The following is a 15,467-nucleotide window of genomic DNA, read 5'->3' on the forward strand; positions in this document are numbered from 1 at the left end:
CCTGCTTTCATCATAGAGGGTGAAGGACCTGCTCACCTTCATATCCGTTTTTTGATCGTTTCCGGGCGATGCCCGCAAAAAAGCCCGGACTTGGACAAAGTCCGGGCGCAGGCGCTTTTCCGGCCCGGTCCGGCCGGCTGCATGAGTGAAGGAGAAAAATTTGGCCCGGTCGCGTTCAGGAATCGGGATTGCTCCCGACCCTCGGACGGACGATTTCCCCTCCGTCCGCCGAGGCCGGCGACAGCATCGACCCCCGATCCTGCCGCCGTCCCGTCCCGCTCCCGGGCCAAAACCTTGTTTTCCTTGCCTCCGCAAGAGCAGGAGGCGATGGAACACATTAAACAGTACTGAGACTTGTTCGTATTCCGCAGGCGAATTCTACCGTGCCGCGCCCCGCTTCGCCTTAAGCCGCACCTGATCGCGGGATCGGGACAAAGGAAGGCCCGGAAGACCGCCCGGGATTTCATCCCTGGCGCCCTGCCGGGCCCTTGCGTTCATCAGATCAGAGTGATCAGATGCCGTCGTTCGTGCCGGATTCCGCGTGGAGCTGCTCGAGACGGAAGACCTTCCTCGCGGGCTTCACCTCGGACTTGCGGCTGCGGTCCTCGTAGGTGCAGTGCAGAAGCTCGTGCGAGAGATGGCCGCAGGGCTCGCCGAGGAACTCCTGATAGAGGCGGATCACCTCGGGGTTCTCGTGCGACGCGTGGATCGGCGCCTCGGCGTCGATCTTGTAGACCGACTGCTGGCGGATGAGCGAGTTGCGGCCCCAGACATCGTGGCCGCGCGGCGTGCCGCCGCCGCCCACGCATCCGTTCGGGCAGGCCATCACCTCGACGAAGTGCCACGGCGCCGTGCCGTTTCTCACCATGTCGATCACGTGCGCGACGTTCGAGCACTCGTGGACCACCGCGACGCGGATGTCGCCCAGGTCGCCGAGCTTCACCGTCGCCTCCTTGATGCCGTGCGGACCGCGGATCATCTCGAGCGGAGGCAGCGGCCTCGGATCGTTGTTCTTGATCGCGTTCATCGTGCGGATCGCGGCCTCCATCACGCCGCCGGTCGTCGCGAAGAGCATCGCGCCGCCCGAGGAGACGGACATCTCCGGCGAGTCAAAGGGCGTGTCCGGCAGCTCGGCGAGGTTGAGACCCGAGCGGCGGATGAGGCGGATCAGCTCGCGGACCGTGAGCACCACGTCGGTGTCGCGGCTGCCGTCCTCGCGGGCGAGCAGCTTCCTCGCGGCCTCGTCCTTCTTGGCCGTGCAGGGCATGATCGAGATCACGCGGATGTTCTTCTTCTCGAGGCCCGCCTTCTTCGCCATGTAGGTCTTGGCGAGCGCGGCGAAGATCGCCTGCGGCGAGCGGGTCGAGGAGATGTGCGGGATCATGTCCGGCGCGATCTTCTCGACGTAGTTGATCCAGCCCGGGCAGCAGGAGGTGAAGTAGGTGAAGGGCTTGTCGAGCGTGCCCGCCTTCTTCTGCTCCTCGAAATGCGTGAGCATCTCGGTGCCTTCCTCGAGGATGGTCACGTCAGCCGACCAGCGGGTGTCCATCACGTAGTCCGCGCCCATGTGCTTCAGGGCCGTGACGATCTTCGCCTCGACGTTCGTGCCGACCGGGAGCGCGAAGGCCTCGGCGACGGCGACGCGCACCGCGGGAGCGAACTGAATGATCGTCGTGAGGCTGTCGTCGTCGAACATGTCGAAGACCTTGCAGCACTCGTCACGCTCGGAGAGCGCGCCCGTCGGGCAGACGAGCGAGCACTGGCCGCACTGGATGCAGATGTCGGACTTCGCCCACGTGTCCGTGCCGCGGAAGCCGATCTGGGCGCCCGCGCCGGTGTCCTTGAGGACGAGCGCGGAGACGAGCGGGCCCTGGACCTGACGGCAGACCTCGATGCAGCGGAGGCACCGGATGCACTTGCGGCCGTCGAAGCGCAGGCCGTTCTGGCTCATGTCCTCGACGCGCGGGGCGCAGTGGCGGCCCGAGATGTGCGAGCCGTCGAGACCCACCCAGAGGGCGCACTTCTGCAGCTCGCAGTTGCCGTGGCGCGAGCACGAGGAGCAGTTCTCGTCGTGGTCGGCGAAGAGGAGCTCCATCTGGAGCTTCTGACGGCGGCGGACCTCGGGAGTGCGGGTGCGGATGCGCATGCCCGGCTCGATGCGGGTCTCGCACGAGGTGACGATGTCGATCGTTCCGTCGAGCTTCTCGACCTCGACCAAGCACACGCGGCAGGTGCCGGGGGTGTGGTTGAGCGCCGCGAATTCGCAGAGCGTGGGGATGAAGATGCCGGCGCGGCGCGCGGCCTTCAGGATGGTGTCGTTGGGCTCGATCTCAACGGAGACGCCGTTGATGAACGCGCGCGGCAGCGATTCCTTTCGTTCGGTCTGGTGAAGAAGGGATGCCATTTCGGGGTCTCCTTAGAGTGCGGGGGTCTCAGCGGTGGTCTTTTCCGAGGCGGGCACGGGGTCACGTGCCGTCACGGCGATGAGGCGGTAGCAGCGCATGCAGCGCTTCGATTCCTTCCACGCCTCCTCATGGGTCATGCCGAACTCCACTTCCTCCCAGGGTCCCTTCTCGATGCGGTGCACCGGGTCGAGCATCTTCACCTCGAAGCGCTCCATCTCCGCGAGGGGACGCTTCGGGCGGCACTGGTCAAGGAGCCTTGCGTTTTTGATGATCTTCGCGAGGCGCTTCCTCGGGAAGAACGCGGGCTCGCCGCTCTTCAGATATTCATCGATCGACTTCGCGGCGCCCTCGCCGTGCGACATGGCGAGAATCAGGGTCTTGGCGCCCACGGCACCGTCGCCGCCGGCGAAGACGCCCGGGCGGGAGGTCGTGTAGTCCGCCTTCGTCTCGATCGTGCCCCACTTCGAGAGCGCGACGCCGTCCTCGGGACGGATCACCGAGGTGTCGACCTTCTGACCGATGGCGGCGATGACGTAGCGGCAGGGCACGCAGAATTCGCTTCCCGGCACGGGCTTCACGGCGCGGCGGCCGGAGGCGTCAGGCTCGGTCTGGTACATGCGGACGAGCTCGATGCCCTTCACCTGGCCGTCCTTCGTGATGATGCGGTTCGGCGCGCAGAGGAACTCGAACTCGACGCCCTCGGCGCGGGCGGCCTTGATCTCCTCGGGATCGGCCGGCGCGGAGGCCTCGATGCGGCGGTAGGCGACGACGACGCGTCCCTTGCCCTTCGTCATCAGGCGGCGCGCGACGCGGCAGCAGTCCATGGCCACGTTGCCGCAGCCGATGACGACCACGTCGCCGTCAAGCCCCTTCGGGCCCTCGGGCGTGAGCTGGGCATGCTCGGCCTCAAGCAGGAAGTCGAGGCCCTTGAGATAGCCCTCCGCCTCCTGATCCTCCTCGGGGAGACCGAGGTACTGGCCGTTGGCGCAGCCGATGCCGAGGAACACGGCGTCGTAGCCCTTCGCGAAGAGATCGTTCACGCCGAAGTCACGTCCGAGCTTCTGGCCGAAGAAGAACCGGCCGCCGAGCGACTTGACCACGTCGGTCTCCGCGGCGAGACCCTGGCGGGGCAGACGGTAGGACGGGATGCCCCAGCGGGCCATGCCGCCCGCCTCGGGCTCCATGTCGTAGACATCCACGTCACGGCCGCGCTGCAGCAGGTGATAGGCGCAGTTGATGCCGGCGGGACCAGCGCCGACGACGGCGACGCGCTTCTTGGGCTCCTCGCCCTCGGCGGCGCAGGGCTCGAAGAGCTTCGCCACCGGGAGGCCCGTCTTGTCGGCCGCATAGCGCTTCATGTCCTTGATCGCGATCGGCGCGTCATTGAAGCGGCGGGCGCAGGCCTTCTCGCAGGGGCGCACGCAGACGCGGCCGCAGGTGCCGACGAGCGGATAGCGCTCGAGAAGCACGCCCTCGGCGAGGTCGGGCTGGCCGTCGCGGATGTAGTCGATGTAGCGCGGCACATTGATGTTCGCCGGGCACGCCTCGATGCAGGGCGCCGTCGCGGCGCTCACGTAGCGGCCGTCAAGCGTCACGTCCGTGCCGGCGTCGGGCACCGGGGCGGTCGTCTGCAGCATGTCAAGGAACCCCTCCACGGCGCCGATCATCGCGGCGCCCGTCGAGTAGCCGATGCCGCAGAGGCTCGAGATCTGCATCTGACGGGCGAGGTTGCGCACATGCGCCCAGTCGACTTCAGAGCCCTTGCCGTTGATGGCCTGCTCGAGGGCCTCGCAGATCATGATCGATCCGATGCGGCACGGCGTGCAGCGGCCGCAGGAAAGACGGCGGACGTTGGAATAGTAGGCGTGCAGCGTGCGGGGAAGGCTCGCCGCGCCCTTGAAGATCAGGAAGCCCTGGGGCGCGATGACGCTCGTCACCGGATTGCCGCGGTTGAATTCCGCAGCTTCCTGCATCGGGAAACCGTCGGGAAGCTGGCTCTCGGGGTTGGCGCGGCGGTCAAAGCGGCGCCCGTTCCAGAAGCCATAGAGGAAAGTGTCTTCCATGGGATTCTCTACTCTGTATCTGTACGAGTCCCCGCCGGAACACTTCTGACGCGCCTCCGGGACATCGTCGGAGCGTCGGTTCAGGCCGCCTTCGGGGCTTTATTGTTTTCGAAGGCTTTCAGCAGTGGATCTCGTGGGGTTCTTCTTCAGACCGGAACGGTTCAGGCAGGCTTTCCGAGGCCTTCCGGGCCTGGGCTGCGCGCCTCGAGCGGAATCGCGTCCGAGTCTGTGTTTGAAGGGATTCTAGCCACCCGGCCGGGCGATTTGAGGCGTTTTTGCTCCACACCCTTACGGGATATCATGTAGGCCATAGCTCTGATAGGGTCCGCAAACTGAGGGGATCCCGGGTTTTCCCGAAAAATGAATGCACGAAGAGCTCCGATAAGCCTCAGACAATCCCTCCGCCTCATCCGCCCTCCCACCAATGACCGACTCCGACTACACACAATGCCGCGCCGAAACAACGCTCTGCGCCTATGCGGAGAACGCCGCCGGCTTCGTGCGCCGGTGGGAGTCGCTGAGCCCCGCCTCGATTGAGCGAACGCTCGAGAAATGGGTCCCCGCCGGGGCGCGGCTCCTTGAGGTGGGCTGCGGCTCCGGACGCGACGCCCGCGCGCTCGCCCTCCGCGGCGTCGACGTGCTCGCGACCGACGGCTCGCCCGAGATCCTCGCCGAGGCGAGGCGCATTGCCGCCGCGCTGCCGGGCAAGGCCCTCGCCCACCTGCGCTTCGCCGGGCTCAGGCTCCCCGCCGGGTTCACCGGCGCGGAGGAGATGCTCGGGCGCCTCGGCCTCGACGCCCCGGCTGACGCGGTCCTCGCCTGCGGCGTGCTCGAGCACCTTCCCGCCGACGAGCTCTACGCAGCGGTGCGCGAGATCTGCTTCGCCGCGGGCGAGCGCGGCACGGTGATCGTGAGCGTCCCGGTCGACCATCCCGGGGAGGACGGCCGCTGGTACTCGAACTATCCGCCCGAGCACTACATCGACCTCTTCGACCGCTTCGGCTTCGCTGCCGCGACGAGGGAGGAGAACCGGGGCGGCCCCGCGGGATCTGAATCCACCTGGGTGACGATCGTCTTCGTGAGAAGCGCCGGCCGGGAGCGCGCCCGTGCGAACATCCAGGGCGTCATCGAGAATGACTCGAAGACCTCGACCTACAAGTTCGCGCTGCTGCGCGCTCTGGCCGACGTGAACTGCGCCTCGCCCGGGCGCGTCCGCTACCTGCCCGCCTCCGAGATGGCGGCCTTCCGGTCGCGGGCCTCGGAGAAGCTTTCCGCCGGTTCGGCAGGCTCGGCCGAGATCCCGCACCAGATCGCGATTCCCTTCTCCCTCGTGATCGAGCGCACGATCGCCTACTACTGGCAGATCTTCCGCGACACGGTGCTCACGAACGCTCCGCTTCCGCCCCAGATCGGCGGCGGCAGAAGACTGGCGTTCGAGACCGAGCTCACCACCCTCATGCGCCTCTACGTCGCCGACTGGGTGAGCGCGAGAAGCGACTTCTACGCGGGCGTCCTCGCCGGCGCACGGCGCGCGGCCTTCATCGCGCTCGCGCGCAAGGTGCACGAGACGCTCATCAAGGGCCCCATCCATTACAGCGGCAATTCTCTCGGCGACACCGCGCCGGGACTCTCCGCCCACCGGCTCTTCTCGGTCGCCCGCGCAGGCGTGCGCTGGCCGGCCGCGGACGGCTCCGAGCCCTTCACCCCGGCCATCCTCGAGGCGGTCTCGGGCGAACTCATGATGCCCTCCGAGCTCTGGCGGGAGCTCAACAGCTGCGCGCCCTGGCTCGCGGACGCCGTGATCCTGCGCTGGGCCGCCCGGAGCGCGGACTTCCCCGCGAAAACGCTATCAAAGGAAGAGCCCCTCTCGAAGGGACAGATCATCTCCCGCATGCTCCCCGCCGAGGAGGCGCGCGACACGGCTGCGGCGAGAGGAATCTACGAATCGGAGCTCCTTCACAACGGTCTCCGCTGCGTCTGGTCGGACAAGCCGCTCACACTGGAAACCCTCGCCGTCGACCACATGATCCCGTGGGCGAGGACGCACTCGAACGATCTCTGGAATCTCGTGCCGGCCGACTCGAGGCAGAACGGCTCGAAATCAGACGCCATCCCGTCGCTCCTCTGCCTCGACCGCTCGAAGGACCGCATCATCCGCTCGTGGCGCCTCTACGAGGAGTCGTCCCTGCGCCCCCTCTTCCGCGCTCAGGCGGCGAGCGCGCTCACCGGCAGGGCGCTGCCGAGCTGCTCCTGGGAGGTGCCCCTCATGGATGCGGTGCTCCGCGCCGCGGACGAAACCGCGCGGCAGTTCTCCTGCCGCAGGTGGGATCCGGTCATCTGAACACCGGATGGCGGACAAAGCAAGGGGCGCCGGTGCGTGATGCACTCTCAGCGCCCCTGAGGCTTGTCCCGGCCGGAAATCAGCCGAAGAGTTCCTTGAAGGAAGGAGCCTTCACGTCCTTCTCGGAGGCGAGCACCTCCATGCCCTCGGCGAGCGGCCAGTCGATGGCGAGCGTCTCGTCGTTCCAGCGGATGCCGCCCTGGTCCTCGGGGTAATAGATGTCGGTGCACTTGTAGTGGAAGTGCGCGATGTCGGAGAGCACGAGGAAGCCGTGCGCGAGTCCGGGCGGAATCCAGAGCTGGTGCTGGTTCTTCGCGGTGAGCACCGCGCCGAACCACTTGCCGAAGGTGGGCGACTCCGGACGGATGTCGACCGCGACGTCAAAGACCTCGCCCAATGACACCATCACGAGCTTGCCCTGCGGATGCGCCTTCTGGAAGTGCAGACCACGGAGCGTGCCCTTCTTCGACATCGAGTGGTTGTCCTGCACGAAGGGCAGGTCAATGCCGATCTCACGGTAGCGCTCCTCGCGCCAGGTCTCCACGAAGAAGCCGCGCTCGTCGCCGAACACCTTCGGCTTCACGAGCAGGACGCCGTCGATCGGGGTCTTTTCAAATTCCATTTTTTCGTTCCTTTATTTCAGAAGCGGCGCAGTGCGCTCCGGGCAGAAATCAAGCCTAGCGCAAACATCCGCCCGCCTCAAGCTCACATCAGGGCGCCGCGTCCGCCCGGCCCGCGTAGTTGAGCTCGAGCCAGGCGCGGTACTCGCCCGTCACGACGCGTCTCACCCACTGCGGGTGACCGAGGTACCAGCGCACCGTCTCGGCGAGGCCCTCCTCGAAGCGGCGGCGCGGCCGCCAGCCGAGCTCGCGGGTGATCCTTGAGAAGTCCGTCGCGTAGCGGAAGTCGTGCCCCGCGCGATCCTCGACGTGCCGGATCTGTTCGAGATATGAGCGGCCGTCCGCCCTCGGGCGGAGTTCGTCAAGGAGCGAGCAGACGGCGCCGACCGCCTCCATGTTCGTTCTTCCGGATCCCCCGCCGATGTTCCAGGTGCCGCCCGGCTGTCCGCGCTCGAGCACGAGCGCGAGCGCCTCGCAGTGGTCCTCCACGTGGAGCCAGTCGCGGATGTTCCCGCCCGTGCCGTAGACCGGGAGGGGCTTCCCTTCGAGCGCCGAAAGGATCATGAGCGGGATGAGTTTCTCGGGAAATTGCCGCGGCCCGTAGTTGTTCGAGCACCTTGTGATCAGCACCGGGAGCCCGTAGGTCTCGTGCCAGGCGCGCACAAAGTGGTCGGCCGCGGCCTTCGAGGCCGCGTAGGGCGAGTTCGGTCGCAGGGGCGTCGACTCGGTGAAGGGGGCGTCCGAGGGCCCGAGCGAGCCGTAGACCTCGTCGGTCGAGATGTGGAGGAACCGGAACGCCGCGCGTCTTTCTTCCGGGAGCGTGAGCCACCAGTCCCGCACGGTCCTCAGCAGCACCGAGGTGCCGAGCACGTTCGTGCGCACGAACCGGTCCGGGTCGAGAATCGAGCGGTCGACGTGCGTCTCCGCGGCGAAATTGACCACCGCGTCCGGCCGGTGGGTCTCGAGAAGCGCCTTCACGAGCCCCTCGTCCCCGATGTCTCCCTTCACAAAGACATGGGCGGGGTTCCCGGCGGCCTCGGCGAGGTTCTCCGGGTTGCCCGAGTAGGTGAGGAGGTCGAGGTTGATGATCCGGTCACCGGCGGCGAGGCGCGAGAGCACCCAGGCGCTGCCGATGAAGCCCGCGCCGCCCGTGACGAGGAGCGTTCTGGACATGTTGAAGGAAGATTCCGGTTGAATTTCTGTGGGAGATCCGCGATTTTAGCCGCCGCGCGGCCACTCCTCCCGCAGGAATGCCTCGAGCGCATCCTGCCGGCGAAGCATCGGCGGGAGGCCGAGTCTGCCGAGCCGCCCGCAGTCAAGCCTCGAATCCGCGGGACGGGGCGCGGGGCGGCCGAGCTCCGCCGTGGTGATGGGGAGCACTTCTCTCTCGATGCCGAGGCGGTCGATGATCTCGCGCGCGAACTCAAACCACGTGGTCCCGCCCTCCCCGGCGACATGAAGGGTCCCCCTGATCTCGGGCCGGCGCAGAACCGCCGCGATCGCGCGGCAGAGCTCCGCCGTGCCCGTGGGGCAGCCCCGCTGGTCGTTCACGATGGCGAGAGGCCCCGCCCCGGCGAGCGCAAGGCGCCTCACCGTGTGGACGAAGTCCGGGCCGCCCGGCCCGTAGAGCCAGGCCGTGCGGATGATCACGTGGTCCGGGCAGCAGGCGCGAACCGCCCGTTCGCCCGCGAACTTGCTCTGTCCGTAGACGGTCGCGCCTCCCGTGGCCGGGTCGTCCTCGGTGTACGGACGCCCGAGGGCGCCGTCGAACACATAGTCGGTCGAGAGGAAGACGAGCCTCACGCCATGCGCGGCGCAGGCGCGGGCCACGTTCTCCGTGCCGGCGGCGTTCACCGAGAAGGCAAGCTCCCTCTCCGTCTCGCACCGGTCGACCGCGGTCATCGCCGCGCAGTGGACGAGCACGTCGGGCACGGCGTCCGCGACGAGGCGCTCGACACCGGCCGCGTCCCGGACGTCGCAGCGGCGATGATCCGCGGGAATGACCTCGAAGCCGCCCGAGCGCCGGAGCCCGGCGACCAGCGCCCGGCCGAGCAGACCGGAGGCGCCCGTGATGAGCACCCTCGGAGGGGCGGCCCGGGACTCGGACGTCTGGACTGAACTCTGCATGGGACGAAGAGACAAAGGAATGAATGGAGCGGAGGCGCCGCGGCTCCTCCCTACAACACAATGTTGCACAAAAAGAATTCACCCGCGCCGGGTCATCAGGACAAGGGGCGGACGGTCCGCGCCGCAGCACTATACATTGCGAAGTCGCTCTACCACAGGGAAGCGCGTTGTGCAGGCGCGCAGAGAAACGCTCCGAAGCCTCTGCCCGACCGTTCAGCCATTGGACAAACCCGGGGTTCAGCGGAGCCTGCGGCTGTGCGACAATGCGGACGGCCGCCCGTCCCGGTGAGAATCGTCTCCGCCTGACCGGCCGCCCGAAACGCACACCTTCCGTCCGATGAAAAAGTTCCTGCTCAAACAGTACGAAAAGGTCGATCCGAACCTGCGCCGGCTCGCCGGCTACCTCCCCGCCTACAAGCACCTCATCGGCGGCGCGATCTTCTTCATGATGACTGCAGCCGCCTCGTCGTCTCTCGTCGCCATGACGCTCGGCAAGCTCACGGACCTCGGCTTCTATGAACAGGCGCCCTGGATCGTGATCGCCGCCCCCATCGGGCTCATCTTCATCGCCATGCTCCACGGCGGGAGCATGTTCATGAGCAACTTCCTGCTCGGCAAGGCAAGCCAGGCGCTGCTCCTCAAACTGCGCGAACAGCTCTTCGAGAACATCCTCCGCTGGCCCGCCACCGCGTACACGAACAACTCCACGGGCCTCGTCGCCTCGAAGTTCGTCAACGAAGCCAACGTCGCGCTCTCATCGGCCGCCAAGTCATCGGTCATTCTCATCCGTGACTCGATCCAGGTCGTCTCCCTCACCTGCGTCCTCGTCTGGCATGACATCACGCTCACCCTCGTGACGCTCCTCATCGCGCCGGCCATCATCTATCTGCTGCGCTACATCTCGAAGCGCCTCAAGGGCATCATGGCGAGCGCCCAGCAGAACATCGCGACGCTCCTTGCCCGCGTCAAGGAAAGCTACGAGGCGCACTCGGTGATCAAGATCTCGAACGCGTACGACTTCGAGATCAGCCGCTTCAGGGAAATCAACGACGTCGTGCGCAACCTTGCGCTGCGGATGACGAAGATCGGCTCGATCGGCAACCCCGCCACGCAGCTGATCGGCATGGCCGGCGTCGCCGTCGTGCTCACGGTCGCCCTCATTCAGGCCCAGGCGGGTCTGCTCACCCTCGGCGAGTTCGTCACGTTCCTCACCGCGATGCTGCTCATCCTGCCGCCGCTGCGCCGCCTCTCGAGCCTCAACGCCACCTTCGTCGGCATGGCCGTCGCCGCGGGCAGCATCTTCGCGACGCTCGACGAACCGCACGAGACCGACAACGGAACGCAGACGATCGACCGCGCCCGCGGAGAGGTGACCTTCGAGAACGTCACCCTGCGCTACCCCGGCACGAACAAGGACGCCGTGAGCAACTTCTCGCTCACGGTCGAGCCCGGCATGAGCGTCGCGCTCGTGGGCACCTCCGGCTCGGGCAAGACCTCGCTCGTCAACATGATCCCGCGCTTCTGGAACCCGACCTCCGGCCGCATCCTGCTCGACGGCGTCCCGATCGACGAGCTCACGCTCGAGAGCCTGCGCCGGCAGATCGCCATCGTCTCGCAGGACGTGATCCTCTTTGACGACACGATCCGCGGCAACATCTCCTACGGCACACCGGGCGCGACCGACGAGGAGATCATGGAAGCCGTGAAGGCCGCCGCGCTCACCGAATTCATCGAGTCGCTCCCGCAGGGCCTCGACACCCCGGTGGGCGAGGCGGGCGGACGCCTCTCGGGCGGCCAGAAGCAGCGCATCTCGATCGCGCGCGCCCTGCTCAGGAACACCCCCATCCTCATCCTCGACGAGGCGACGAGCGCGCTTGACGCCGAGAGCGAGGCGCGCATCAAGGTCGCGCTCGAGCACCTGATGAAGGACCGCACCACGTTCATCGTCGCGCACCGCCTCTCGACCGTCGAGAAGGCGAGCCTCATCGTCGTGATGCAGAACGGCACGATCCAGGAGACGGGCACGCATGCCGAGCTCCTCGCCGCGGACGGCCAGTACGCCCGCCTCTGCCGTCTGCAGGGCCTCAAGGGCTCCGAAGCCGTCGCCTGACGCCACCGAATTCAAAGTTGGGAATCCCGCAAGTGTCCAATATCTTCAAACAGCTCCTCGAAGGGATCGATCCGCCGCTGAGGCGCCTCGCCGGCTACGCGAAGCCCTTCCGCGGAAAACTCCTGCTCGCCTGCTTCTGGATGATCGGCGCGGCGAGCATGTCGTCGCTCACGGCGACGCTGCTCGGCAAGCTCACCGACCTCGGCTTCTACAAGGAGGAGGCCTGGGTGATCTTCGCCGCTCCGGCGGCGCTGCTCGGCGTCACGCTTCTCTACGCGGTCTCGACCGTCATGAGCACCTACATCCTCACCAAGGTGAGCCAGTCGATGCTCGTGAACCTGCGCATGGAGCTCTTCCAAAACGTGCTCCACTGGACGAACGCGACGCATCAGAAGAACACGACGGGCCTCGTGTGCTCGAAGTTCGTCAACGAGTCGAACATTGCGCTCGGCGGCGCCGTCTCGGCTGCCATCATCCTCGTGCGCGACTCGATGCAGGTGATCGCCCTCTTCTCGGTTCTGCTCTACCAGAACTGGATGCTCACGATCGTCGCCTGCGTCGTGGGGCCCTTGGGCGGCTACATCCTCCGCACGATCAGCCGCCGCACGCGCCGCATCGTCCGCCAGAGCCAGGAGGCGATCGCCCAGGTTCTCTCCCGCGTCCAGGAGTCCTACGAGGCCGAGCGCCTCGTCAAGGTGAACGGCACCTATGACTTCGAGATGGAGCGCTTCCGTCCGATCAACGAGTCGATTCACCGCACGGCCGTCAACATGCTGAAGATGCAGGGCCTCGGCACCCCCGTGACCCAGGTGATCTCGATGAGCGGCGTCGCTGTCGTCGTCGCCTTCGCGCTCTTCCAGGCCCAGCAGGGCAATCTCACGATCGGCGAGTTCATCACGTTCCTCTCGGCGATGCTGCTCCTGATGCCCCCGATCCAGCACCTCGCCGGCCTGAACGCCACCTTCGCGAGCATCAGCGTCGCCGCGCAGAGCGTCTTCTCGATGCTCGACACCCCCGTCGAGGAGGACAAGGGCACGGTGAAGCTCGAGCGCGCCCGCGGCGAGATCGAGTACCGTGACGTGCACGTGCGCTATCCCGACACCGAGGAGGAGGCCCTGAAGGGCGTCAGCCTCACGGTGCGTCCGGGCGAGCACGTCGCGCTCGTCGGCCTCTCGGGCTCAGGCAAGTCCACGATGGTGAACCTCGTGCCGCGCTTCTGGGAAGCCACCGGCGGCGAGGTCACGGTTGACGGCCGCGACGTGCGCGAGTACACGCTCGCGAGCCTGCGCGACCAGATCGCCGTCGTCTCGCAGGACGTGATCCTCTTTGACGCGACGATCCGCGAGAACATCATCTACGGCTGCCCCGATGCCACGGACGCCGAGATTGAGGCGGCCGTCGAGGCCTCGGCGCTCAAGGACTTCATCAGCAGCCTCCCCGAGGGACTCAACACGCGCGTGGGCGAGGCGGGCAGCCTCCTCTCGGGCGGCCAGAAGCAGCGCGTCTCGATCGCCAGGGCGCTCCTCAAGAATGCGCCGATCCTCATCCTCGACGAGGCGACGAGCGCACTCGACAGCGAGAGCGAGCACCTCATCAAGGAGGCGCTCGAGCGCCTGATGGCCGGCCGCACCACCCTCATCGTGGCGCACCGCCTCTCGACCATCGACAACGCCGACCGCATCGTCGTGCTCTCGAAGGGCGAGATCATCGAGTCGGGCACGCCCGCCGAGCTCCTCGCCAAGGACGGTGCCTACGCGAACCTCTGGCGTCTGCAGAGTATCAGCAGCGGCTCGGAGGCATGAGGCAACTGACGGGCTGAAGTTCACGCTCACCTCAGACCACTGACGGACGGTCATCCCTGCGGGGAGGCCGTCCGTTTTCTTTCCGAGGCTCCGAAGAGACTCCGGACAGGCACCGGAGAACCGGCCATTCCTGCCCGTTTGTCGATTTCTCCGGGATCCGTGCCCATTTCTCTTGAATCAACCCATTCCCGAAGAGCGATGTCCCTGAGAAAACTGACATTCCGCGGATCGACGCTGAATTTTCAGCGGAATATTGAGTGAAAGCAGCAGCACAAACTGCCTATTCCTGCCTAAAATTCTGTTCATCACCGTTTCCGGCGGGAGAACTTTCCCGCCCCGGATCCATCCTTTTTCTCTCTTTGCCAACGGGGAGGACTGCCATGGCCGAAGACAACAGGCGGCTCGCTCAGATGCTTGAGATGTTCCGTGCGCTTGACGTGCCGCACGGAACCGGCGACACCGCCATACCGGGCTTCCACACCTACCGCTACGAGCAGGAGATGCCGCTCTCGTGCTCGACGGGCGACCTCGCCTGCTCGCTCATTCTCTCGGGCGAGAAGTCCGTCTCGATGGGCGCGCGCGAGATCGTCTATCACACGGGCGAGAGCCTGCTCTGCGGCGCCTCGGTGCCGAACGTCTACCGGGCGCTCGGCGTCTCGAAGGAGAACCCCTTTCTCTCCTTTGCGCTCATTCTTGACCGGTCGCTGCTGATGGAGCTCGCCGAGGGCCTGCCGATGCCGGCGGGCGAGGCGGCCGCGCCCGAGGCGGTGACGGTCTTTCACGCCAATGACGACCTGCTCGAGGACTTCGAGCGACTGCTCAAGCTCCTTGCGAACCCGGAGCAGATCCCCGTCCGCGCGCCGCTCGTGATCCGCGACATCCACTACCTGCTCCTCACGGGCCCGACCGGGGCGAGCCTGATGCCGCTCCTGCGCGACGCAGCACCCGCGGGCGCCATCATCCGCGCGGTGAGCTGGCTCAAGAAGAACTTCCGCTCATCCTTCACGATCGAGGAACTCGCCCGCATGCACAACATGTCGACCTCGAACTTCCACCGTCAGTTCAAGCTCGTCACCGGCATGACGCCGCTGCAGTTCCAGAAGCAGCTTCGGCTCTTCGAGGCGCAGCGCCTGATGCTCGACACGGGCGGACAGGTGGCCGAGGCCGCCTACGCCGTGGGGTACGAAAGCTCGACGCAGTTCGTGCGCGAATACAAGCGCCAGTTCGGCGAGTCGCCTCTTCGCGACATCCGCCGCAGGCGCCTCGCTTTCGCGTCGCTGCCGTGCGCTGAAAGCTGCCCCGACCAGGCCGCCTGACGAAAGGCGCAGAATTACGCTCCTGACCACCACCCCGATTTTTTGACGGACATGATCGAATCCACCGTTCGTTTTGACCTTGAGCGCGAGCGCCGCATCGGGCTCCCCGAGGCCGTCTTCTGCGCCGGAAAGCCCTTCCCCGTCCTGGAGGGACTCTTCGAGCGCTTCGCCGCGGACGACGCGCCCGCGATCCTCTTCACGCGCCTCGAGCCCGAGGTCTTCGCGCGGCTCTCCCCCGAAACCGCCGCCCGCTATGACTTCGACCCGGTCTCCCGCACGGCCTGGAACGCCTGCCGCGGGCCGCGCCCCGGCACCTGCGCGCTCGTCTCCGCCGGCAACGCCGACGCCTCCGTCCTGCACGAGGCCGCCCGCACCCTCACCTACCTCGGCTACACGCCGAGGCTCTTCGAGGACTGCGGCGTCGCCGGCCTCTGGCGCATCGAGGCGGCGATCACGGACATCAACGCCTGCGACGTGGTGATCCTCGCCGCGGGGCTCGACGCCGCGCTCGCCTCCGTCGTGGGCGGCCTCACGATGAAGCCCCTCTTTGCCGTGCCGACCTCCGTGGGCTACGGCATCGCCACGGGCGGGGAGACGGCTCTGCGCAGCATGCTCGCCTCCTGCGCCCCGGGCGTGGGCGTGATGAACATCGACAACGGCTACGGCGCGGCCTGCGCCGCCGC

At 66.8% G+C, this 15,467-nt stretch carries 10 protein-coding genes; 5 read left to right on the plus strand and 5 right to left on the minus strand.

Translation table 11 applies throughout. The features are described from left to right. Positions 1 to 511: 511 nt before the first annotated feature. Both Q4F91_RS05010 and Q4F91_RS05015 read right to left on the minus strand, forming a co-directional pair. The gene (locus Q4F91_RS05010) at positions 512 to 2,404 is read right to left on the minus strand and encodes a [FeFe] hydrogenase, group A (protein ID WP_303335163.1); all 1,893 of its coding nucleotides are present in this window, start codon (positions 2,402 to 2,404) and stop codon (positions 512 to 514) included. Positions 2,405 to 2,416: 12 nt separating this feature from the next. Further along, a complete protein-coding gene (locus tag Q4F91_RS05015; RefSeq protein ID WP_303335164.1) occupies positions 2,417 to 4,468 on the minus strand; it encodes an FAD-dependent oxidoreductase in 2,052 nt (683 codons plus the stop codon). A gap of 424 nt (positions 4,469 to 4,892) precedes the next feature. Here Q4F91_RS05015 and Q4F91_RS05020 point away from each other — a divergent pair, with 424 nt between their 5' ends. Next, positions 4,893 to 6,809, plus strand: a complete 1,917-nt coding sequence (locus Q4F91_RS05020; RefSeq protein WP_303335165.1) for a class I SAM-dependent methyltransferase — start codon at positions 4,893 to 4,895, stop codon at positions 6,807 to 6,809. 79 nt (positions 6,810 to 6,888) lie between these two features. Here Q4F91_RS05020 and rfbC read toward each other — a convergent pair whose 3' ends face one another. The 3 genes from rfbC to rfbD all read right to left on the minus strand — a co-directional run bounded on the left by rfbC (position 6,889) and on the right by rfbD (position 9,556). Beyond that, positions 6,889 to 7,431, minus strand: coding sequence for a dTDP-4-dehydrorhamnose 3,5-epimerase (gene rfbC / locus Q4F91_RS05025; protein WP_303335166.1), 543 nt, complete (start codon positions 7,429 to 7,431; stop codon positions 6,889 to 6,891). Positions 7,432 to 7,519: 88 nt separating this feature from the next. Beyond that, positions 7,520 to 8,602, minus strand: a complete 1,083-nt coding sequence (gene rfbB / locus Q4F91_RS05030) for a dTDP-glucose 4,6-dehydratase (RefSeq protein WP_303335167.1) — start codon at positions 8,600 to 8,602, stop codon at positions 7,520 to 7,522. Positions 8,603 to 8,647: 45 nt separating this feature from the next. After that, a complete protein-coding gene (gene rfbD / locus Q4F91_RS05035) occupies positions 8,648 to 9,556 on the minus strand; it encodes a dTDP-4-dehydrorhamnose reductase (protein ID WP_303335168.1) in 909 nt (302 codons plus the stop codon). Positions 9,557 to 9,893: 337 nt separating this feature from the next. On the opposite strand from rfbD, the gene msbA (Q4F91_RS05040) reads away from it, so the two are divergent. From msbA (Q4F91_RS05040) to larB, 4 genes are all read left to right on the plus strand, one after another. Continuing rightward, positions 9,894 to 11,666: a lipid A export permease/ATP-binding protein MsbA gene (msbA, locus tag Q4F91_RS05040; protein WP_303335169.1), complete on the plus strand. Its 1,773-nt coding sequence runs from the start codon at positions 9,894 to 9,896 to the stop codon at positions 11,664 to 11,666. Positions 11,667 to 11,698: 32 nt separating this feature from the next. After that, positions 11,699 to 13,468: a lipid A export permease/ATP-binding protein MsbA gene (msbA, locus tag Q4F91_RS05045; protein WP_303335170.1), complete on the plus strand. Its 1,770-nt coding sequence runs from the start codon at positions 11,699 to 11,701 to the stop codon at positions 13,466 to 13,468. Between the two features lie 380 nt (positions 13,469 to 13,848). Beyond that, a complete protein-coding gene (locus Q4F91_RS05050; protein ID WP_303335172.1) occupies positions 13,849 to 14,784 on the plus strand; it encodes an AraC family transcriptional regulator in 936 nt (311 codons plus the stop codon). Positions 14,785 to 14,835: 51 nt separating this feature from the next. Next, the coding region (larB, locus tag Q4F91_RS05055; protein ID WP_303335173.1) for a nickel pincer cofactor biosynthesis protein LarB at positions 14,836 to 15,467 on the plus strand (632 nt) is incomplete at its 3' end.

The sequence above is a fragment of the Sutterella sp. genome, from assembly GCF_030539355.1.
GTDB lineage: Bacteria > Pseudomonadota > Gammaproteobacteria > Burkholderiales > Burkholderiaceae_F > Sutterella.